We start from the raw sequence: 20,133 nt of genomic DNA on the forward strand, positions 1-20,133 counted from the left end.
GCTCCCTCGGCGTCTACCACCAGCGTTCAGGCCGTGCAACGAAGCCTGCCGCGCGTTCGAGAGCATAGCTCGCGTTGAGCACTCCCGCCTCGTCGAGCGGCCGCCCGATGATCTGCAGCCCAAGCGGCAACCCCCCCGCCGACAGCCCCGCCGGGACCGACATTGCAGGTAGCCCTGCCAGCGAAGACGGCACGGTGAAGACGTCGTTGAGGTACATCTCGAGCGGGTCGGCCTTGTCCCCGGGCGAGAACGCCGCCGACGGCGCGGTCGGGGTCAGCAGCACGTCGCAATGCTCCCATGCCCGGGCAAAGTCCTGCGCGATCAACGCCCTGACCTTCTGCGCCTGGAGGTAGTACGCGTCGTAATAGCCCGCCGACAGGACGTACGTCCCGATCATGATCCGGCGCTTGACCTCGGGTCCGAAGCCCGCCGCGCGCGTCGCCTCGTACATCGCATCGAGGCTCCCGCCGTCGGGGGCGACCCGCAGGCCGTAGCGGACCCCGTCGTAGCGGGCGAGGTTCGACGATGCCTCTGCCGGGGCGATGATATAATAAGCGGGGAGGGCGTACTTGGTATGCGGCAGCGACACCTCGACGGTCTCGGCCCCGGCGTCGCGCAGCCAGCGCAGCCCCTCGTCCCACACCGCCGCGACCCGCGCATCCATCCCGTCGAGCCGGTACTCCTTCGGCACCCCGACCCGTTTCCCGCGCATATCCCCGGTCAGCGCCGCCTCGAAGTCGGGCACCGCGATGTCCAGCGAGGTCGCGTCCTTGGCGTCATACCCCGACATGCTCTGGAGGAGGATCGCGCAGTCCCTCACGTCCCGGGCCATCGGTCCGGCCTGGTCGAGCGACGAGGCGAACGCCACCACCCCCCAGCGCGAGCAGCGGCCATAGGTCGGCTTGATCCCCGAGATGCCGACGAACGCCGCCGGCTGGCGGATCGAGCCGCCGGTGTCGGTGCCGGTCGCCCCGGCGCACAGCATCGCCGACACCGCCGCCGCCGACCCGCCCGAGCTCCCGCCGGGGACCAGTGGCTGGTTCGATCCCGCTGCCCGCCACGGCGAGATCACTCCGCCGAAGGCACTGGTTTCGTTCGACGAACCCATCGCGAACTGGTCCATGTTGAGCTTGCCGAGCATCCCCGCGCCGTCGCCGAACAGCTTGGCGGTCACGGTCGACTCGTATGGGGGCACGAACCCCTCGAGGATCTTCGACCCCGCCGTCGTCTGGACCCCCGCGGTGGCGAACAGGTCCTTGATCCCGAGCGGGATGCCCGCCAGCGGCCGCGCCGCGCCGTCGGCCAGCGCCGCATCCGCCGCCACCGCCGCCGCCCGGGCATGGTCCGGGGTCTCGACGATGAAGGCGTTGAGCACCCGCGCCGCCTCGACCGCGGCGATGTGGACTTCGGCCAGCTCGACCGCGGAGAAGGTCTTCGCCCGCAGCCCGTCGCGCATCGCGGCGATGGTCAAGCCATTGAGTTCATTGCTCATTCGATCACCTTCGGGACCGCGAAGAAGCCGATCTCGCTCGCCGGGGCGTTCGCCAGCACCTTGTCGCGGACCCCGCCGTCGGTGACCGCGTCGGCGCGCCAGCGCAGGGTGTTGGGGATCACCGCGGTCATCGGCGCGACGCCGCTGGTGTCGACTTCGGCGAGCTGTTCGATCCACGTGAGGATGCCGTTGAGCTCCCCGACGAGCGGCTCGGCCTCGCCGGGGGCGAGCTTGATCCGCGCCAGCTTGGCGATGCGGATGACGGTGGCGGCGTCGACGGACATATGACCCCTCGGGTTGAGCGAGGGCGGGTAGCATGGGGGTCCCGCCCGCTCAAGCCGGGGGGCGGGGAGGCGGGCGAAGACCGGGGTCAAAGGTTACACTAGTCCACACAACGACCAGCTTTTCGCGGTCCTCTACGCGTCATCCGCCCGCCAAAGGTTACACAAGTCCACACAACGACCGGCTTTTCGCGCTCGCCGCGACCGCTCGAAGGTTACACAAGTCCACATAACGACCGGCTTTTTCGCGTTGCCGCCGCAAGCCGCCGTCCGCCCGAAGGTTACACAAGTCCACGGAACGACCAGCTTTTCGCGCCCTTCGCGCCCTGAAGGTTACACATGTCCACACAACGACCGGCTTTTTCACCCGCACACCAGCCCCGCCCCGTCACCGCCCGCGCTGCTCCGCGACCCGGCGGCGGAAGATCGCGTCGTTGGCGAGCAGCGTCGCCTCGACCGCCGGGTCCATCTGCCGCTCGTGCGCCGTCGCGTCGAGCCGCGCCTGCCACTCGCTCCAGGCGTCGCTCTCCCCCCAGCCATCGCGCGGGAAGGGATAGGCGGCGGGGCCCTGGACGAAGGTCGGGCGGGGAAGGGGCGGTATCGGGCGGGTCATCGCGTCGTCTCCTGCGTTGTTCAACAGGAGAACGTCTCACGAACGCGGGGGTGTAGGACAGCGGTTTCTAGGGGGCCGCCGCGCTCCCGGATTTGCCGAGCCTAGCCGACCTGCGCAACCGTCAGCGTCCCCGCGGGAGTCGGCGCGATGAGGTCGGCGGCGGGAACCACGCCGCCGAGCCAGTCGGCCCAGCGATCGCGCGGCATCAACACGATCTGGCGCGAATGATATGGCGCGATGTCGGGGCCGGGCTCGCACGTCAGCATCGTCCACGCCTCGGTCGCGGCGGGCGGAGCCCCGTCACCGACGCCCCCGCCGCCAACGCTCTCGCCAACCGCCCGCCACAGCCCCGCGACGCAGAACAACCCCCGCTCCTCCGCCCCGTCGCGCATCGTGAACAGCCACTTCGTCTTGCGCTTGGCTCCGGGGGCGGGGTCGGTGAATTCGTAGAAGCCGTCGAGCGGGATCAGGCAGCGCCCGTGCGATCCATCCGCCGCATTGCCGAACCGCCGCCCCTCGGAGCGGTAATTATACACCGGCCTGCCGCCCCCCTTGCCGGCCCCCGCCTTGCCCCCCGCGCTGCTACCGCCGCCCTTTCTGTCACCCGCGCCGCCCGCCGGGCCCGCCACCCAGCTCCACCGCCGCTGGACGAGCTGGTGCGCGCTGTCGCGGAGCCGGACGATTGCGGCGGGGTCGGTGATGCGGATGCTGTCAGTCGCGGGCAGATTCGGCAGCCCCTCGGGAAAGCTGAGGGGGATCTTGAGCATGCTGAACGCCTCGACGATTTCACCGAGGGAGCGGAGACGGGCGGCTTCGTTGCACATGGCGCAAGCGGCTTACGCTTTTGCCCTTGCAAAAGCGAAGCTCAAGCTGCGCCCGGCCGGCGCGGCCACCAGCCGCGTCCGACGGCGCGGCTTTGCCGCGACGCGTCCCGCTCAACCGTGCCCGATTGTCCCGTCACGTTCGCCAACGGCAAAGTCGGCCCGGCCTCGAAATCCCGTGCCCGAAGCATCGACCCGATACGTCACCCCGTGGACCGGAGGAGCAAAGCGGACCCCGGCTTCGAACCCGGCGGGGACGACGCCGATCGTGAAGTTGCGAACGCAAACGTCGTCACGGATTCGCGTAACTTGCCAAATTGCGGTCGCCTCATTGCCGTCACGATAGACCACGAGGCGTTCGACGCACGGCTTCGCTGATGATGAGCGGGGTGTCACCGCGACCTGAACTGTTCCACCCGAATTGACGACGTCGACGGCGACGCCTTCCTCGCACGCCGCTAGACCCATGGTCACGGCAAGTGCAAGAAAGCGGCCGAAACGATTAATTGCCATAGATGCCAGTCCCTCGCAGACGAGGACGCAATGCAGCGGCATTGCGCTGGTCGGCGGCAAGCGGTGAAGCCCGGCCGCCGGCATAATCCCCCGCGATAGCCGCCTGTCCTTCAAGCGTCTCGTGTTCGAAATCGAGCTTGCGATGCTTGTAATCGTAGAGCCGGTCGGGATCGTTGCCGTTGGCGCGCATCTCGGCAAGATAACGCTTGCCGAAGCGAGCGAAGCCCAGCTCCTTGTACTGGATCACGTGCATAAACTCGTGGACCAGCATATTGACGTCGCCGACCGTCTTTGTAAGGTCTGCGCTATAATACTCGTGCTTGATATAAATAGTATTGCCGACCGTGATCGCTGGATTGCCGTGAAGGAAGGCGACGGCGGCAATCGCCGAAAGCCCGGCACCATCGACGATCCGCACCGCGCTTGGATCGACGCGGCCGCTATAAGCTTCAGCCACGCGTGCCGTCTCGCCAGCGGTCAGCCGGCGGGCGCTCCAGCCGCGGTCGAGGTTTGCAATCCCGTTTGCCGCGCGGTGCGGCACCGCAGCAAGAAGCTCGCAGACGTCGTCTGCACGCTGGAACAAGTTCCGCCGCGCAGTCCCCGCTGCTGCGCCGGCCGCACTGCCGATGCCAGCAACGACCCGATCAAACAGTTTGTGCTGCTCGCGCGCGATGGTCGCTCGGATCGCTGCGATGGGATCGTCAAACCCCGGATAACCCATCTCGGTCCCCCATCATTGGCGCGCTCGTATAGCACGTCGAAAGATAATAATGATCTAAACGGGCTGACGTTCCTTGAACGTTATGAACCGGCGGTATGAACAGAAAGTTTGTCAGGAGTGCTTGCCGCGTGGTCCATTATACAGCCCGGTACTACCTGATGTTTGCAAACGTCTAAAGAGCAGACGGATCGCCAAAGCGGTCTAAAACTGATCTGCAAAGATACCTTATAGTATTTAGCGGCTCTAGGTTAAATTGACTATATCCTTGCTGCAGACCTCTCCACTTTGGATCACTAGTGTCGATACTGGGATCTAAAAAGAATTTAAATGACTCAAGAACGTAAGAATAGTTAAAATTGGAATCCCACAAACCTTGATTAAAGAACTCGTTGATATCGAGATAGCTAAGTGTTCCGTCTCTTGCCTTCAAATATAGACTTGGCTTCAAAATCTTAAGCGCACAGAGAAATGCTATTAGGACTGTCGGCCTAAATTCTCGGTCATTCGAGGCGGCATTAGCCAGCACCACTGACGAAAATAAGGACTCGATTTGTCGCAGCGAGAGACGGAATGCGATTGAAATCTCGCGAATATAAGTCTCAATGTCATGCCCATATGGATTTGTGCCAAGAAGTTTTGCACGAAGATGACCGATAAATGATCTAATCGCGTCAGCATCATATTTGCTATAGCTAAGGCCATAACTTATGACAAAGTCAAAAAACTTCTCTAAATACTCTTCTGACGCGCTACTAACTCCGTAACGATGTGCAACAGATAGTGCTAAGTGACTTTTATTTGTAACTAATATAAAGTGAATTGAATCAGAACGGAAAAAGTGCTTTAAGGTTTCAATTACGCCAAGCGCAAAATCAGGCCGACATCGATCGAGTTCATCGATTACGACTATCAGTGGTAAAGCAGTGCCGTCTGGTCGCGGTTCGGATAAAAGCTTGGGCAGGGAAGTAAGCGCCTCACGAAACGCTTTAAAACTATTTTCATTTTCTGCGTGCTTCTCAAGTGCGGATGCTACCGCATCGTCAGAAGCATCTCCCAACGCTTCTGCGATATCATCCTTCATGTCGGAAAGATGTTCAATTTCGGCGGCGCTGATTATGCCAAGAGTTGCAACCTTCACGCCAATTTTTACACCTGCGCCTGCTACCGCTTTACCTACTTTCGCTGCACGCGAAAGAAAGTTCGCATAGATAGGATCACCGGTCTTTCCAGCCTCTTTGCTAGCTCTAATAAAAGTCGATGCTACTGCATCATAAGGACTGGCAATATAGTCATAACCAAAAGCATCAAAGTAAATTGTTGGAAAACCTCTCGATCGTAGCAATGCTAACCACGATTTGACGAAGGTCGTTTTGCCGCTGCCCCACTTTCCATCAAAGATTGATACGGTGCCGTGCTCAAGGTTCTTAAACAACGACGTCAACCGAAGGGCCAAGTCTCGTTGCCCTAGGGTATCAGATCCATCGATAAAAGCCTTTTCGATCTCAGCCTCAGGCAATGAATAATTTAGCCGCATTCCGTCCCCCGCAAGTTGTATTGGTCAATCCTGTGATCACTGGGCAGGCAATAACCCCCGCAAATACCCCCCCGTGAAACTCCGCTCGACCTTCGCCACCTGCTCCGGCGTCCCCACCGCAACGATCTCCCCGCCCTTGTCCCCCCCATCCGGTCCGAGGTCGATGACCCAGTCGGCGGTCTTGATGACTTCGAGGTTGTGTTCGATGACGACGACGGTGTTGCCCTGGTCGACGAGGGCGTGGAGGACTTCGAGGAGTTTGCGGACGTCTTCGAAGTGGAGGCCGGTGGTGGGTTCGTCGAGGATGTAGAGCGTCTGGCCGGTGGCCCGCCGCGCGAGTTCCTTGGCGAGCTTGACGCGCTGGGCCTCACCGCCGCTGAGCGTGGTCGCCTGCTGGCCGATCTGGACGTAGCCGAGGCCGACCTCCAACAGCATCGCGAGCTTGTCGCGGATCGGCGGGACCGCCTTGAAGAACTCGACCCCGTCCTCGACCGTCATGTCGAGGACGTCGGCGATCGACTTGCCCTTGAACTTCACCTCTAGCGTCTCGCGGTTGTAGCGCTGGCCGTGGCAGACGTCGCAGGTGACGTAGACGTCGGGGAGGAAGTGCATCTCGATCTTGATCAGCCCGTCGCCGGTGCACGCCTCGCACCGCCCGCCCTTGACGTTGAAGCTGAACCGCCCGGGCTTGTAGCCGCGCGCGAGTGACTCGGGGAGGCCGGCGAACCAGTCGCGGATGTTGGTGAAGGCGCCGGTGTAGGTCGCGGGGTTCGAGCGCGGGGTGCGGCCGATCGGCGACTGGTCGATGTCGATGACCTTGTCGAGATACTGCAGCCCCTCGACGCTGTCGTGGGCGCCGGCGAGGATGCGCGCGCCGTTCAGTTCGCGCGCGGCGGCGGCGAACAGCGTGTCGATGGTGAAGGTCGACTTGCCGCTGCCGCTGACCCCGGTGACACAGGTGAAGGTGCCGAGCGGGATCGACGCGGTGACGTTGTGGAGGTTGTGCGACCGCGCGCCCTTGACGGTGAGCTTCTTGCCGCTGCCCTTGCGGCGCTTGGCGGGGACGGGGACGCTGCGCCGCCCGCTGAGATAGTCGCCGGTGACGCTGCCCGGCGTGTCGAGGATGTCCTGGAGCGTGCCCTTGGCGACGACATGGCCGCCGTGGACTCCCGCGCCGGGGCCCATGTCGACGACGTAATCGGCGGTGCGGATCGCGTCCTCGTCATGCTCGACCACCAGGACGGTGTTGCCGAGATCGCGGAGGCGCTTGAGCGTGATCAGCAGCCGGTCGTTGTCGCGCTGGTGAAGGCCGATCGACGGCTCGTCGAGGACGTAGAGGACCCCCGACAGGCCGCTGCCGATCTGCGACGCGAGGCGGATGCGCTGGCTCTCGCCGCCGCTCAAGGTGCCCGACTTGCGGTCGAGCGCGAGGTAATCGAGCCCGACGTTGTCGAGGAAGCCGAGGCGCTCGACGATCTCCTTCATGATCCGCTCGGCGATCTGGCGGTCCTTTGGATTGAGCTTGGCGGTGAGGTTCTTCGCCCATGGATACGCCTGCGACACCGGGCGGCGGACCGCGTCGGCGATCGTCTCGCCGTCGATCTTGACGCTCAGCGCCTCGGGGCGGAGGCGCGCGCCGTGGCAGACCTCGCACGGGGCCGACGACTGGTAGCGCGACAGTTCCTCGCGCATCCACGCGCTTTCGGTGGCGCGGAAGCGCTTGTCGAGGTTGGCGACGACGCCCTCGAACGCCTTGTTGACCTCATAGGTTTTGCGCCCGTCCTCGAAGCGTAGCGCGATCGCCTTAGACCCGGTGCCGGTGAGGACGGCGGCCTTCGCCTCGGGGGTGAGGTCGCTCCATTTCGACTTGAGGGTGAAGCCATAGGCGCGGCCGACGCTGGCGAGAACCTGCTGGTAATACGGGGAGGGCGGGTTCGACTTCGCCCACGGCATCACCGCGCCTCCGGCAATTGTCAGCGCCTCGTTCGGCACGATCAGCGCGGGGTCGAAGTACAGCTTCTCGCCGAGGCCGTCGCACGCCGGGCACGCGCCTTGCGGAGCGTTGAAGCTGAACAGCCGGGGTTCGATTTCGGCGATGGTGAAGCCGCTGACGGGGCAGGCGAATTTCTCGCTGAAGACGATGCGCTCGGGTTCCGGCGCGGCGACATGCTCGCCGTCGGGGGTGAGCGGGGCGTCGGCGTATTCGGCGATCGCCAGCCCGTCGGCGAGCTTCAACGCCGCCTCGAAGCTTTCGGCCAGCCGCGAGGCGATGTCGGGGCGGACGACGATGCGGTCGACGACGACGTCGATGTCATGCTTGTACTTCTTGTCGAGCGCGGGGGCGTCGGCGATTTCGTACAGCGTGCCGTCGATCTTGACGCGCTGGTAGCCGTCCTTCTGGAGCTGCCCGAGCTCCTTCCTGTACTCGCCCTTGCGCCCGCGAACGATCGGCGCGAGCAGTAGCAGCCGCGTCCCCTCGGGGAGCGCAAGGACGCGGTCGACCATCTGGCTGACGGTCTGCGCGGTGATCGGCAGGCCGGTCGCCGGTGAATAAGGCACGCCGATCCGCGCCCATAACAGGCGCATGTAGTCGTAGATCTCGGTGACGGTGGCGACGGTCGAGCGCGGGTTCTTGCTCGTCGTCTTCTGCTCGATGCTGATCGCCGGGCTGAGCCCCTCGATATGGTCGACGTCGGGTTTCTGCATCAGCTCGAGGAACTGGCGCGCGTACGCCGACAGCGACTCGACGTAGCGCCGCTGGCCCTCGGCGTAGATCGTGTCGAAGGCGAGGGACGACTTGCCCGACCCCGACAGGCCGGTGATGACCACGAGGCTGTCGCGTGGGAGGTCGATGTCGACGTCCTTGAGGTTATGCTCGCGCGCGCCGCGGACGCTGATGTGGGTCAGCATTGCGCAAACGCTCGCAGAGTATAGATCGACATGGCGCTATCTGTTCCATATTTGTTCGAAAAGCGCCAGGCTGAAACGACTGGAGCGGCTTTCGAAAAATAGGGAGGCGAGGCGCGCGCGGCAAGCGACCGGAACGGGTTTGCCCCGTGGCGCGTAGAAGCGGCAGCCCTTTGGGAGCGAATATGATGACCGACACCAGCGATACCGCCACAGACTCCGGCCGCCCGCTCGCCGACCCGAACACCCCCGTTCAGCCCGAGCACCGCGAGGCGCACGACGCCGAACATAAGCCGGCGCTGAAGCGCAACCCGTCCGACCCTGACGCCAAGCTCGATATCGAACTCGACGAGACTTTCCCGTCGAGCGACCCGCCGTCGAACACCCAGCCGGGCAAGGGGAGCGATCCTGCGCCGTCGAGCGGGTATAACGGGGGGTAGGGCAGGGTATCGCGCCGCACTATCGACGACGTGGGGGTGCGATCACGCTTCGCGGAAGATGTAGGAGCAGTTCGTAGCAGACTGTGATATCGGCAGCCCAAATATCCAGGCGTTCCTGAAGTCAATTCGGTTTGCCGAACATTACCCCGACAAGAGTGACGATTTTTACGACACGCTATACGGCGGTGGTCGCTTTGCAGGATACACTACACATCCGAACACTGCGGTCTTCAAGTGGGGACATACTTCGACAGCGGCGGGCGCTTATCAGATCCTCTATTCGGCGTGGGCTGAAGCAAACAAGCAAGGGATCGTGCCGGACTTTACGCCTAAATCGCAGGATCGCCTTGCACTCGAAAAACTAAAGACACGGGGCGCGCTGGCTGCCGTGTGTAGCGGTGATCTCGCCGCGTCATTTGCGCTGCTTCGTAATGAGTGGACATCGCTCCCGGGTGCGAAGCAGACGCGCATGTCGTTCAATGACGGTAAGTCGGCGTTCGTGGGCTACGGAGGCAAAGTGAAATGATCTACGCCGTTGCGCTCGCGCTCGCGTCAGCAGGCAATGCCTCACCAGTCACGCAAATCGAGACACTACACTGCGGCGCGGTCGAATATCGAATGGCAAGCGGCGCGTCGCCAGGCGAGGCGGCGCCATTAGCTCCTGCCTTTCAGACACTTATCCGGCGCGCGGGGGTCAAGCAGGATCATGGGCAGCTCGAACGCGGTCCCAGCGTGGTGATTCGAGGACATCGTGTGCTCGCGCGCTACGTTTCGTCCTGGGCCTGCCTGACTGGTCATCATCAGACGCATTACGCACTGCTAGCGTATGCCTGCTCAGTGGAACCCGGTGCAGAACATGATTGTGGCGGCGAAAAAGAGTGGTTTCGACTGCTCGACACGCGGGGCCGCTTTGTCGATCCGGGTGTGCCGCATGACGGCCCCCAGAGAGAACGACTTTACGCCCGGCTCGGAATTACTGCGGCGATGGCTGGTGGCGTGAAGATGACGCCGGTCGTTCGTTAGTTGCCGGGCTACCAAGCCGGTTTTCGTGGCCAGTTTGTCTGTGCCATTTTCTGATCGCGATTCGCTCTCGGGCACACCATTGGCAAGACTGAGGCACTTGCGGCAAAGCGCCGCTGGATTAAGCTGACGTCATGGCCACCGCTCCTGTCCCGACGATCACCGGTGAAGTCGTCCTGCGGCTCGAGGAGGAGACGATGACGATGACCGTCACCGTTCCGGTCGGGCCGACGGCGATGATCGATCTGCTGCCGCTGGCCAATGCCGCGACGGGGGCGATCGTCGAGCGCGCGACCGCGCGTGTGGTCGCCGCGGGTCGGACGGTGTCGTGCCGCGCCGGTTGTGGTGCGTGCTGCCGCCAGCCGGTCCCGCTCGCCCCGGCGGAGGCGCGGTCGCTCGCGGCGCTCGTCGCGGCAATGCCGGTGCCTGAGCAGGCCATTGTCCGCAACCGCTTCGCCGCGGGGCAGGCGGCCTTTGCGGCGGCGAACGTGCCGGTGCGCGGAGACCGCATTTTCGGTGCCGACCTGCCCGAGATGCGCGTGCGCGTCGCCGCCTATATGGCGGCGTATGTCGCCTGCCCGTTTCTCGTCGACGAGTCGTGTTCGATCCATCCCGACCGGCCGACCGCGTGCCGCGAATATCTGGTGACGAGCCCGGCCGAGAATTGCCGGTCGCCGACGCCCGAGACGATCGCCCGCGTCGAGCTGCCGGGATCGATCTCGACCGCGATGGCGAACGCCGATTGCGATCTCGAGGGGGTGCGCCGGGTGTTGCTGATCGACAGTCTCGACTGGGTCGCAACCCACCCCGCGCCGGCCCCGGTGCGGACCGGGCCCGAGCTGATCCAGCATGTCTTTGCGCAGCTGAGCAAGACGTAAGCCTCACGCTGCGGGAAGCGGCTCGCTGAAGCGGGTGTTCGGCCTAATCGGCCGCCCGCTTCAGTGGACTTCGTACCCGTAGCGCTTGATGATCGCGACCGCCTCGGGCCCCTTGAGGAATTTGACGAAGGCGGCGGCGGCGGGGTTCTTGGCCCCGGTCCACAGCAGCACCGCCTGTTGGTCGATCGGCTTGTGGAGCGTCATCGGCACGAGCCAGCGCGAGCCGCCGGCGACGGTGATGACCTGACTCTGTGCGACGAAGCCGAGTTCGGCTGCCCCGGTCGCGACGAACTGGTACGCCTGGGTGATCGAGCTGCCCTTGACGATCTTCGGCGTCAGCGTGGCGAGGACGTTGAGCTTCGTCATCGTCTGCATGGCGGCGGTGCCATAAGGCGCGGCGGTCGGATCGGCGATCGAGATGTGAGTAAACTTGCCGCCTTTCAGTACCGCACCCTGCGCGTCGACCAGACCGGGGATGGTCGAGTACAGCACGAGGCGGCCGATCGCGTAGGTGAAGCGGCTGCCGGGAACAGCGAGGCCGTCCTGCTCGGCCTTTTTCGGACGGTCGGCGTCGGCGGACAGGAACACCTCGAACGGCGCGCCGTGCGCCATCTGCGTGTAAAACGCCCCGGACGAGCCGAAGCTGAGGACGGCGGTGTTGCCGGTTGCCTTGAGGTAGGCGGCGGCGATTTCCTTTGCGGGCTCGGTAAAATTGGCGGCGACGGCGACCTGGGTCTCGGCGGCGCTGAGCGGGGCGGCGACGACGATCGTCGTCAGCGCCGCGAAGACAATACGGGCAAGATTGAGCATCGGTCGGCTCCTAGAAAGCGAGCTGCGAACGCAGCGAGATGACGTTGTACTTCTGCCCGATCTGCGCACCGACCGGGGTCAGGTAGGTCGTGGCGTTCGGCGAGAGGCGGTCGATCTCGACATGCTGATAGTCGAACATAAAGCGGATCACCGGGTTGAGGTACCAGTTTAGCCCGGCGGCGATGATCTTCTGCTTGCCGCCACGGATCCCGTCGAGCGGAGCCGCAACCCCGGCCTTGCCCTGATCGTAGTTCAGATCGGTGACCGAGTAGCGTCCGGCGAGTTCGAATGCGCCATAGGTGCCCTGCTTGAAGTCGAACGGGTGGTCGACCGTCGGCGCGTCGAAGGCGAAGGTGCCGGGGTTGTACTTGCGGCGCTCACCCGTGAGGACCCAGCCGCCCTCGACGTAGAAGCCGGTGAAGTGCGGGTTGGACAAGGTGCTTGCGAGCCGCTCGACGGTGATCCGCTCGACCTCGCCCTGAACCATTACCGGACCCTTCTGCGCCGCGACCTCGGCCCCGATCGTGTTGACGTGGCTGGCGTTGATCGTGCCGGTGTCGATCAGCCTAGTGCCGTCGACGCGAAGTTCGGGACGCTCGCGGAACTGGACCGGGTAGCGGCCGGTGATCGCGACGTCGGGGCCGCCGTTGTCGGCGACCTTGAAGACGCGGCTGCCATGCGCGCCGAGATGGAGCAGATAGTCGTCGCCGACCAACGGCAGGACCGCGACGCGCGCGATGCCGCCGAAGCTCTGGTTGAAGGACGGCGCGCTGCCGAGCGCCGCTGCGTTGGCGACCCCAACGACGCGGGTGGTCAAGGCGACGTTGGCGAACCAGCGCGACCCCGACGCAGCGAGCTGCCCGGCTTCGCGATAGTCGCCGCCCGCAACGCTGCGGGTGATATCGCTGATCGCCGGGCGTTCGAGGAACAGGCTGCCGTTCGTCGACCCCTGATCCTCCAGCCCGTACGACGGCGGGAAGGCACCGACGCGGAAGCGGAACGGCTTGAGCCCGGTATATTGGAGCCAGAGTTCCTGGATGTGCCCGGCGTCCTCGACCCCCGCGCCGCCGAATTCGAACAACACGTTATAGTCGAAGTCGCCGAACACCTTGCCGTCGATGCCGATCCGCGCGCGGCGGAAGTTGGTGCCGCTGGCGAGGTTGCGCGCGCGGGCGGTGTCGGCGACTGCGCCCGCGCGGCGCAGGTCGGTGGCGATCGGCCCGGCGGCGGCTTGCGAATAGCTGGCCGCGTCGAACTGCATGACGCTGTGGAGGTTGGCGACGAAACGTCCGTCCGGGCTTTGCAGCGACGGCTTGCCCGCGAGGAGCGTGACGCCGCCCGCGCTCGGTCCCGGGACCGATGTCGTCACCGGGCGGACCTGGTCGGGGCTCGTCGCGCGGGGCGAGGCATCGCCGCCGTTGGTCGGGACGCTGCTCGCAAGCTGGGCCGGCGCGGTGGCGGAGACCTGGCCGGCGGCGGGGGGCGCCGGCAACGGCGTCGTTGCTGCGACCGTTGCAGGGTGATCGCGCATATCGGTGACGATCTTGGTCAGCCGGTCGACCTGCGCCTCGAGCGCCTCGATCCGCTTATCGCGCGCGTCGGCGGCCTTGTGGACCGGCTTCGCGACGCCCGCGCTGGCGACCAGTCCAGCCGATAACATCGTCGCAGCCAGCCAGCGTGAACGACCCGATGATGACATAGTAAACCCCTTGATCGCGCCGGCACCCTTGCCCCGGTGGCCGGCCGCCGCGACGTATTCCACCGTATACAGCGAACATCAAGCCCTGCCAGCGGGTTGGCTGTGATCGGCTTGTGCAATACCGCGACGCGCTCAGCGGCACGCGTTCCACGCCGCCATGTCGAGGTGGAAATGATCTCGGTGCGCGCGGTTGTAGTTCGGGCCAAGGACGGTGCCGAACAGGCGGCAGGCTCCGGCGTGAAGTGCGGCAAGCGTTGCGCCACGCGGCCCCTCGCTGCCGAAGTCGCGGGCAACGCTGAGCGGGTGGTCGCGGCCGATGCGGATCGCGGCGATGTCGACGGCGTTGGCGTGCGCGTGTTCGCTGAGACGGGCGGTTCCTGCGATCCGGCGGCAATTGAGGCTGCCGAGGTCGGCGAGACCGGTCGCGGTCAGGCCGCGCTCGCGCACCGAGCGAATGACGACGTGGCGGGTCCAAACCGTCATCGCCGCCGCCAGCGGGCACGTCATCACGAGGCTGTGATCGAGCGGCAGGCCGACATTCGCGACGCGCACCGCATCGGTGACGCGGCAGCCGGGTCCGGCGTCGAAGTCGGGGAGCGGCGTCGCGGAAATTCCGGCGGCGCTCAGGAGGGCGCGGCATTGTCCGGGATGTTTGCCAAGGGCGAGCAGCTTGCCGCCGGTCGCCCAGCCGATCGGCGCGGTCAGGTCGAGCGGGGTCCACGGCAGGTCTTGCGGGTAGCGGCGCGCGTGGTCGAACGCGATGAACAGCGCGAAACCGGCGAGGACGAGGACTGTGGCGAGGCGGACGGCGGCGAGCATCGCCGCTCAACGCGCCGGTGCTCGGTTGGGCGCTACTCGCGACGCGCGGTGTCGAGGCGTTCCTCGGTGACCGGATAGTCGCACCCCTCGGGGATCGTCAGCCACATCGCCCCGTCGCGCTCGACGATCGCGGGCTGGGTGAGGACGACCGGGCGGGCGCGGGTCGCCGCCAGCAAAGCGTCGAGGCCGGCGTATTGCGCGAGGCGTTCGAGGTTGCGCCGCGTCGGGAAGACGAGCCCGATCTCGCCGGCGTCGGCGCGCGAAACGGCGGCGGCGGCGGTCGTCCAGTGCGCGGTCACCGCCTCATGCCCATCGGGGGCGACGACCTCGCCGGCGGGCAGCACCGCGAGATAGAAATGCGTGTCGAAGCGGCGCGAGATTTTTGCGGCAGCGGGCGGCACCCAGCGCGCGAACGGGACGAGCGTGGCGGCGTCGAGTGCGTGGCCGGTCGCGGCGAGGAAGTCGGCGTAGGTCGCGGTCGACGCATTGAGCCGCGCCCGCCAATCGCGCCGCACCGCCGGATCGATCGCCGGACCGGTGCTCAGCAGGACATCGGCCTCCTCGAAGGTCTCGCGCGCCGCCGCGACTCGCGCCGCCGCATCGACCGGATCGAGGCCTTCGCAGCCGGTGGCGAGTGCGGGGTCGGCGAACACCGCGCGGTCGCCGGGATCGACCCGACCGCCGGGAAAGACCATCGCGCCGCCGGCGAACGCGGTGCTGCCGTGGCGTTCGAGGAGCAGGAGCTCGCACGTCCCGTCGCGGTTGCGGAGGAGGACGACGGTTGCGGCGGGGATCGGGGTGTCGGCGTCGGTCATACCCGATCATAGGCGGATTGCCGCAGCGCGGCCAAGGCGGCGAAGCGCGGTCACGCCTCATGATTTTTCAACGTTTCACTGCCAAAGGGTGGGGGTGTCGAGTGTTGCGTATTTGCGTTCCCGGGTCTCCCGCGTTCCCGTCGTCGCGCTCGCGGGGGCGGTGCTGATCGCCGTGGCGGTCAGCCTGCTGCTGATCCAGATCGGTCCATCGGCGTGGGCGCTCGAACTCGGCGACAGCGACAATTTCATGCGGTTGGCGGAGGTGCGCGACTGGCTCGGCGGACAGTCGTGGTGGGACATCCGCCAGCATCGCGTCGACCCGCCGCATGGGCTTTACACGCACTGGTCGCGGCTTGCCGACCTGCCGCTCGCCGCCGCGATCGTCGCGCTGCGCCCGTTCGTGCCGGAGATCGCCGAGCGACTCGCGCTCGTCGTCGTGCCGCTGCTGCTGCTGGTTCCGGCGCTGCTCCTCCAATCGGCGATCGCGACTGGGCTTGGCGGGCGGCTTGCGGGGCTGGCTGCGCTCGGGCTCGGTGCGCTGGCGACGCCGATGCTGGTCCAATTCGTTCCAGGCCGGATCGATCATCACGGGCTGCAGATCGTCCTCGTCCTCGCCGCGGTTGCCGTATTGGTTCGATGGCCCGGCGCGCGCGGCGGGGCTTGGGCGGCGGTGGCGAGCGCGGTGTCGCTGACCGTCGGGCTGGAGACTGCGCCGTATCTCGCGGTGATCGCGGGCTATGTCGCGCTCGACTGGGCGTGGCACGGCGACGACCAGAATGCGGCGTCGACGGCGCGCGGTTATGGCATCGCGCTTGCGGTCGCCGTGCCCGCACTGTTCGCCGCGACGGTGCCGATCGCCGATTGGTCGCTCGCGAAGGGCGATGCGATCGGGCGCGGGCACGTCGCCATCGCGGTCGTCGGCGGGGTCGCGCTGGCGGTGCTACCGCAATTGTGGCTCGGGCGCGATGCGCGGCTGGTCGCGGTGGCGGCGCTCGGCGTCATCCTCGCCGGATTGGTCCTCAAGCTTTTCCCCGAACTGATTTTAGCGCCGTACGCAATGGTCGGGCCGCTGCTCGCGCGGCTGTGGATGGGGCATATCGTCGAGATGCGCTCGGTGTTCGCCGATGCCGCGACGTCGCCGATGGCGGCGCTCGGACGCGTGTGGTTCGTCGCGGTGGCGGCGGTCGCGGCAGTGATCCTGGCGCGGCGCGGCGGGCGAAAGCTGCTGGTTGCGCTCCTCGCGGTCACCGCGCTCGGCCTCGGCTGCTGGGAGATGCGCGCGCTCGGGCTGGCGACTGCGGTCGCGGTCCCGCAGGCGGGCGCGGCGCTCGCGGCGCTGTGGCACCGCCGCGCAGCCGGGGGATCACTGATGCCGTTCATCGTCGGCCTGCTGATAATCGGGCACCTGCCGTCGATCGTGCTGAGCGCGCGGGCATCGGCGCCGGCCGTCGATCGCGGGCTGCCGTGCAACACCCCTTCGGCGCTGGCCCCGCTCGCGGTACTCCCGCGCGGCGTCGTGCTCGCGCCGATCGACATGGGCGGCAGCCTGCTCGCGCTGACCCCGCACAGCGTCGTCGCGACGCCGATCCACCGCGATGTCCATGGCAACATGCTCGCTTACACGATCCTGCGCGCGCCGCCGTCGGCCGAGCCGCCGCCCGGCATCGATTACATCGGCTATTGCCCCGCCGACGGCGAGACCCGCATCCTCGCCGCCGACGCTCCACGCGGGCTGCTTGCAGCGTTGATCGCTGGGCGCGTGCCGCCTTGGCTCACATCCGTCGGGAGCGGGCCGTTCCGGACGTGGCGCGTTACCGCTTCGCGCTGACCCGAAGCAATTTCCCGTTGTCGTCGTCCGTGACGATCCAGATTGCACCGTCGGGGCCTTCGACCGCATCGCGGATCCGTTCGGCGCGATCGGTGAGCAGTCGCTCCTCGCCGACGACGCGGTCGTTCTTGACGACCAGCCGGACGAGCGCGGTACTGGCGAGGCCGCCGATGAAGAAGTCGCCGCGCCATTCGGGGAACATCCTGCCCGAATGGATCATCAGGCTTGCCGGGGCGACGATCGGGTCCCAGTAATACACCGGCTGTTCCATCCCGGGCGCGGCGGTGATGCCCTTGCCGACCGGCTTGCCCGAATATTCTTCGCCGTAGCCGATCGTCGGCCAGCCGTAATCCTTGCCGCGTGTGACGAGGTTCAACTCGTCGCCGCCGCGCGGGCCCATCTCGACTTCCCATAATTTGCCGCGCGCATCGAAGGCGATGCCGAGGATGTTGCGGTGGCCGTCACTCCAGATCTCGGGGCGGGCACCTGCCTTGCCGATGAACGGATTGTCTTTTGCCGGGGTGCCGTCGGGGTTGAGGTGGACGATCTTGCCGAGGTCGCTGCCGAGGTCCTGCGCCTGGACGCGCCCCGGCAGGATCGAGCGCTCGCCGAGGCCGAGGAACAAGGTGCCGTCGGCGGCGAACACCAGCCGCCCGCCATTGTGCAGGTTGGACTCGAGCGCGGGCTCGACGCGGAAGATCACCGTCACCCCGTCGAGGCGCGGGGTCGGGCCGTCGACCAATGTCGCGCGGGCGAGCGCGAGGCCGTTGCCGCCGCCCGCGCGCGGCTCCGAATACGTCCAGTAGACGACATGGTCGGTCGCGAACTTCGGGCTGAGCGCGAGGCCGAGCAGCCCGCTCTGGCCGTTGGCGTTGACCTTGGGGATGCCCGCGACGGCCATGGAGATCTTGCCCGCCTGCGTCACGATCCGCAGCGCCGCGGGGTTCTTCTCGGTCACCAGCATCCGCCCGTCGGGCATGAATGCGATCGCCCACGGAGAGTGGAGGCCGGTCGCGACCTCGGTAACGGTCAGCGGCGTCTTGGTGTGGACCTCCTCGGCGCGATGCTGCCCGGCGAACGCGGGCTTATACGTCGGATTGTTCGGCGGATCGGTCGCGACGGGGGCGGCGAGCGCGGGGGTGGCGAGGAGGACGGCAAGGAGGGCGATACGCATGGGAGTCCTTCGACGCGATGGGGGTGTGCAGCGGTCCGAACGCGCCGCCGGGCGATGCTATCCGAACCTAGTGATGCAGGCTGTAGGTGGCGACGCTCGCCGCGATTGGATCGAGCCGCACCGATAAGGCGATAGCGATCGCCGCAACAAGCAGGGCAGCCGCGACAACCCAGTTCACCTGTCGCCCCGACGGGAGCAACGGCCACAGCAGGATCGCCGACGCCGCCAGCGGGATCGCCGCCGCGACCGGCATCGTCGGCCCGATCCCCTGCATCAGGAAGAAGCCGAAGCCGACGAGGTACCCGACGCCGACGGCAGCCGCGGCGACCGTTGCGGCGGTGCCGAAGCGCGGCGCGAATGCGGCCGTCGCCGCGGCGATCCCGGCGAGCAGGACCGGCCAGGCAATGATGAACGCAGCGGTCGGCGCGATAATCTGGACCGCGACGCCGGCAATCAGCAGCGGGATCGTCACGCCCAGCCATGTCCCGATGCCGTCGGGCGACCGGCGAAACAGCGCCGCGACCGCCGACAGCGCCGCCGTGCATAGCAACAACGCCTGAAGCTGCAGCCGCGGGATCGCCGCGAGCCGGTCGTAGTAATTGACCTTGCCGTCCGCCCCCGAGACGAGGTTGACGAGGTAAAGCGCGCCTCCGGCGACGACGATCAACACCACCAGCGCCGCGACACCGCGCCCGAGGTCGCGCGGCCTCGCCTTACCGCGCAGGGCGGCGGCGGTGAGGATGAGCGCGGCGACCCCGAGGATCGCCCATCCGACAGCCGCGGGATAAATCATCAGGAAAGAGCTGAACGCGTCGAAGAAGACGAGGCTTGGCGCATTATGCGGCAGCGCCGGGACCGTCGCCAGCGCGCGGGCGATGTCGAGACCCTGCGCCCCCATGTCCTGCAGCGCGCCGCGATCGAGATTGGCCGGCGTCGCCAGCGGCGAGTGGTAAAAACCCGACCGCCCGATGAAGGCGAAGTTGAATCCCGGGATGCCGAGCGCCTTCGCCGGCGTATAATCGGTATCGTTGGGCAGCAACTCGTAGATCAGCACGCTCAGCGATGTCGCCGACGGGTGGCCAACCGTGCTCGCGAACAGCCGCATCATCCCGCCATTGTCGTGCCCGGTCTCGAACATCGCGGCGCGTCCGCCGCCGCCGCGCGTCTCGAAATTGACGATGACGCCGGGTCGTGCGCGCTCGGGATCGGTCCGGAAGAACGCGCGGGCGCCTTCGAGGCCGAGCTCCTCGCCGTCGGTGAGGAGGACGATGACGTCGCGCCGCGGTGGCGGCCCCGCCTTGAGCGCGCGGACGATCTCGATGATCGATGCGACCCCGGCGCCGTCGTCGGCGGCACCCGGCGATCCCCAGACGCTGTCGTAATGCGCCATCAGGACCAGCGCCGGTGCGGTCCGGTCGCGGCCGGGCAGGGTGGCGACGATGTTGACAACCGGCCGTACTGTTGCGTCGCCGCTCCACTTGGCGAGGCCCTTCGCGCCCTTGGCGCTCATCGGGTTGACCGTCGTTCGCACCGACAGGCCGAGCCCGCGCAGCCGCTCGATCAGCCACGCCCTGACGCGGGCGTTGTCGGCACTCCCGCTCGGATGCGGCGCGCGCCCGATTTCCTGCACGTCGCTCATCGCGCGCTCGGCGGAGAAGTCGGCGGCCGGCGTATCGACGCCGCGCGGCCCCGGCGGCGTTGTCGCCAGCACTGCGAACAACGCCGCGCCGATCACAGCCAAGAACAACGCCCAATAGTCGCGCATGTA

Annotated in this window: 19 protein-coding genes; 5 read left to right on the forward strand and 14 right to left on the reverse strand. The window is 66.4% G+C overall.

What is annotated here, in order from left to right:
- Nucleotides 1-13 precede the first annotated feature (13 nt).
- From gatA to uvrA, 8 genes are all read right to left on the reverse strand, one after another.
- Complete coding sequence (gene gatA, locus KTC28_RS12415; RefSeq protein WP_216707485.1) at nucleotides 14-1,492, reverse strand: Asp-tRNA(Asn)/Glu-tRNA(Gln) amidotransferase subunit GatA; 1,479 nt, start codon at nucleotides 1,490-1,492, stop codon at nucleotides 14-16.
- Nucleotides 1,489-1,776 carry an Asp-tRNA(Asn)/Glu-tRNA(Gln) amidotransferase subunit GatC gene (gene gatC, locus KTC28_RS12420; RefSeq protein ID WP_216707486.1) on the reverse strand — a complete coding sequence of 96 codons (288 nt, stop codon included), beginning with the start codon at nucleotides 1,774-1,776 and terminating at the stop codon, nucleotides 1,489-1,491. Before gatC ends, gatA begins: the two co-directional genes overlap by 4 nt.
- A 385-nt stretch (nucleotides 1,777-2,161) precedes the next feature.
- A complete protein-coding gene (locus KTC28_RS12425) occupies nucleotides 2,162-2,386 on the reverse strand; it encodes a hypothetical protein (RefSeq protein WP_216707487.1) in 225 nt (74 codons plus the stop codon).
- A 101-nt stretch (nucleotides 2,387-2,487) separates the two neighbouring features.
- The gene (locus KTC28_RS12430; protein WP_255601985.1) at nucleotides 2,488-3,153 is read right to left on the reverse strand and encodes an SOS response-associated peptidase family protein; all 666 of its coding nucleotides are present in this window, start codon (nucleotides 3,151-3,153) and stop codon (nucleotides 2,488-2,490) included.
- 168 nt (nucleotides 3,154-3,321) lie between these two features.
- Complete coding sequence (locus KTC28_RS12435) at nucleotides 3,322-3,720, reverse strand: hypothetical protein (RefSeq protein WP_216707489.1); 399 nt, start codon at nucleotides 3,718-3,720, stop codon at nucleotides 3,322-3,324.
- Entirely contained in the window at nucleotides 3,710-4,441 is a 732-nt protein-coding gene (locus KTC28_RS12440; protein WP_216707490.1) for an eCIS core domain-containing protein, read from the reverse strand. The genes KTC28_RS12435 and KTC28_RS12440 overlap by 11 nt, the downstream gene beginning before the upstream one ends.
- Nucleotides 4,442-4,613: 172 nt before the next feature.
- Nucleotides 4,614-5,975: a KAP family P-loop NTPase fold protein gene (locus tag KTC28_RS12445; RefSeq protein ID WP_216707491.1), complete on the reverse strand. Its 1,362-nt coding sequence runs from the start codon at nucleotides 5,973-5,975 to the stop codon at nucleotides 4,614-4,616.
- Nucleotides 5,976-6,011: 36 nt separating this feature from the next.
- Nucleotides 6,012-8,885 carry an excinuclease ABC subunit UvrA gene (gene uvrA / locus KTC28_RS12450; protein WP_216707492.1) on the reverse strand — a complete coding sequence of 958 codons (2,874 nt, stop codon included), beginning with the start codon at nucleotides 8,883-8,885 and terminating at the stop codon, nucleotides 6,012-6,014.
- 185 nt (nucleotides 8,886-9,070) lie between these two features.
- On the opposite strand from uvrA, the gene KTC28_RS12455 reads away from it, so the two are divergent.
- From KTC28_RS12455 to KTC28_RS12470, 4 genes are all read left to right on the forward strand, one after another.
- Nucleotides 9,071-9,322 (forward strand): hypothetical protein, encoded by a 252-nt coding sequence (locus tag KTC28_RS12455; protein WP_216707493.1) that lies wholly within the window; start codon nucleotides 9,071-9,073, stop codon nucleotides 9,320-9,322.
- Between the two features lie 124 nt (nucleotides 9,323-9,446).
- Nucleotides 9,447-9,848 (forward strand): glycoside hydrolase family protein, encoded by a 402-nt coding sequence (locus tag KTC28_RS23560; protein WP_369426590.1) that lies wholly within the window; start codon nucleotides 9,447-9,449, stop codon nucleotides 9,846-9,848.
- Nucleotides 9,845-10,345, forward strand: a complete 501-nt coding sequence (locus tag KTC28_RS12465; protein ID WP_216707494.1) for a hypothetical protein — start codon at nucleotides 9,845-9,847, stop codon at nucleotides 10,343-10,345. Before KTC28_RS23560 ends, KTC28_RS12465 begins: the two co-directional genes overlap by 4 nt.
- Before the next feature lie 131 nt (nucleotides 10,346-10,476).
- Entirely contained in the window at nucleotides 10,477-11,220 is a 744-nt protein-coding gene (locus KTC28_RS12470; protein WP_216707495.1) for a YkgJ family cysteine cluster protein, read from the forward strand.
- Between the two features lie 60 nt (nucleotides 11,221-11,280).
- On the opposite strand, the gene modA is transcribed toward KTC28_RS12470, so the two are convergent.
- The 4 genes from modA to KTC28_RS12490 all read right to left on the reverse strand — a co-directional run bounded on the left by modA (nucleotide 11,281) and on the right by KTC28_RS12490 (nucleotide 15,363).
- A complete protein-coding gene (modA, locus tag KTC28_RS12475; RefSeq protein ID WP_216707496.1) occupies nucleotides 11,281-12,030 on the reverse strand; it encodes a molybdate ABC transporter substrate-binding protein in 750 nt (249 codons plus the stop codon).
- Nucleotides 12,031-12,040: 10 nt separating this feature from the next.
- Nucleotides 12,041-13,729 (reverse strand): porin, encoded by a 1,689-nt coding sequence (locus tag KTC28_RS12480; RefSeq protein ID WP_216707497.1) that lies wholly within the window; start codon nucleotides 13,727-13,729, stop codon nucleotides 12,041-12,043.
- A gap of 132 nt (nucleotides 13,730-13,861) precedes the next feature.
- Nucleotides 13,862-14,548 (reverse strand): extensin-like domain-containing protein, encoded by a 687-nt coding sequence (locus KTC28_RS12485; protein WP_216707498.1) that lies wholly within the window; start codon nucleotides 14,546-14,548, stop codon nucleotides 13,862-13,864.
- 32 nt (nucleotides 14,549-14,580) lie between these two features.
- A complete protein-coding gene (locus tag KTC28_RS12490) occupies nucleotides 14,581-15,363 on the reverse strand; it encodes an NUDIX hydrolase (RefSeq protein ID WP_216707499.1) in 783 nt (260 codons plus the stop codon).
- 112 nt (nucleotides 15,364-15,475) lie between these two features.
- Between KTC28_RS12490 and KTC28_RS12495 the strand changes: the two genes are divergently transcribed.
- Nucleotides 15,476-17,191, forward strand: a complete 1,716-nt coding sequence (locus tag KTC28_RS12495; protein ID WP_216707500.1) for a hypothetical protein — start codon at nucleotides 15,476-15,478, stop codon at nucleotides 17,189-17,191.
- Here the strand turns inward: KTC28_RS12495 and KTC28_RS12500 are convergent.
- Both KTC28_RS12500 and KTC28_RS12505 read right to left on the reverse strand, forming a co-directional pair.
- Nucleotides 17,175-18,365 carry a PQQ-dependent sugar dehydrogenase gene (locus KTC28_RS12500; protein WP_216707501.1) on the reverse strand — a complete coding sequence of 397 codons (1,191 nt, stop codon included), beginning with the start codon at nucleotides 18,363-18,365 and terminating at the stop codon, nucleotides 17,175-17,177. The genes KTC28_RS12495 and KTC28_RS12500 overlap by 17 nt on opposite strands.
- 67 nt (nucleotides 18,366-18,432) lie before the next feature.
- Entirely contained in the window at nucleotides 18,433-20,130 is a 1,698-nt protein-coding gene (locus KTC28_RS12505; RefSeq protein WP_216707502.1) for a M20/M25/M40 family metallo-hydrolase, read from the reverse strand.
- Between the last annotated feature and the right edge of the window lie 3 nt (nucleotides 20,131-20,133).

Source organism: Polymorphobacter megasporae (assembly GCF_018982885.2).
Classification (GTDB): Bacteria; Pseudomonadota; Alphaproteobacteria; order Sphingomonadales; family Sphingomonadaceae; genus Polymorphobacter_B; species Polymorphobacter_B megasporae.

Coding starts and splice junctions, on each gene's coding strand:
- KTC28_RS12480 (WP_216707497.1), bottom strand. CDS start 13,729: ATGTCATCATCGGGTCGTTCACGCTGGCTGGCTGCGACGATGTTATCG.
- KTC28_RS12470 (WP_216707495.1), top strand. CDS start 10,477: ATGGCCACCGCTCCTGTCCCGACGATCACCGGTGAAGTCGTCCTGCGG.
- gatC (WP_216707486.1), bottom strand. CDS start 1,776: ATGTCCGTCGACGCCGCCACCGTCATCCGCATCGCCAAGCTGGCGCGG.
- KTC28_RS12465 (WP_216707494.1), top strand. CDS start 9,845: ATGATCTACGCCGTTGCGCTCGCGCTCGCGTCAGCAGGCAATGCCTCA.
- KTC28_RS12485 (WP_216707498.1), bottom strand. CDS start 14,548: ATGCTCGCCGCCGTCCGCCTCGCCACAGTCCTCGTCCTCGCCGGTTTC.
- KTC28_RS12505 (WP_216707502.1), bottom strand. CDS start 20,130: ATGCGCGACTATTGGGCGTTGTTCTTGGCTGTGATCGGCGCGGCGTTG.
- KTC28_RS12430 (WP_255601985.1), bottom strand. CDS start 3,153: ATGCTCAAGATCCCCCTCAGCTTTCCCGAGGGGCTGCCGAATCTGCCC.
- KTC28_RS12500 (WP_216707501.1), bottom strand. CDS start 18,365: ATGCGTATCGCCCTCCTTGCCGTCCTCCTCGCCACCCCCGCGCTCGCC.
- modA (WP_216707496.1), bottom strand. CDS start 12,030: ATGCTCAATCTTGCCCGTATTGTCTTCGCGGCGCTGACGACGATCGTC.
- KTC28_RS12455 (WP_216707493.1), top strand. CDS start 9,071: ATGACCGACACCAGCGATACCGCCACAGACTCCGGCCGCCCGCTCGCC.
- KTC28_RS12445 (WP_216707491.1), bottom strand. CDS start 5,975: ATGCGGCTAAATTATTCATTGCCTGAGGCTGAGATCGAAAAGGCTTTT.
- KTC28_RS12440 (WP_216707490.1), bottom strand. CDS start 4,441: ATGGGTTATCCGGGGTTTGACGATCCCATCGCAGCGATCCGAGCGACC.
- KTC28_RS12490 (WP_216707499.1), bottom strand. CDS start 15,363: ATGACCGACGCCGACACCCCGATCCCCGCCGCAACCGTCGTCCTCCTC.
- KTC28_RS12435 (WP_216707489.1), bottom strand. CDS start 3,720: ATGGCAATTAATCGTTTCGGCCGCTTTCTTGCACTTGCCGTGACCATG.
- KTC28_RS12425 (WP_216707487.1), bottom strand. CDS start 2,386: ATGACCCGCCCGATACCGCCCCTTCCCCGCCCGACCTTCGTCCAGGGC.
- uvrA (WP_216707492.1), bottom strand. CDS start 8,885: ATGCTGACCCACATCAGCGTCCGCGGCGCGCGCGAGCATAACCTCAAG.
- gatA (WP_216707485.1), bottom strand. CDS start 1,492: ATGAGCAATGAACTCAATGGCTTGACCATCGCCGCGATGCGCGACGGG.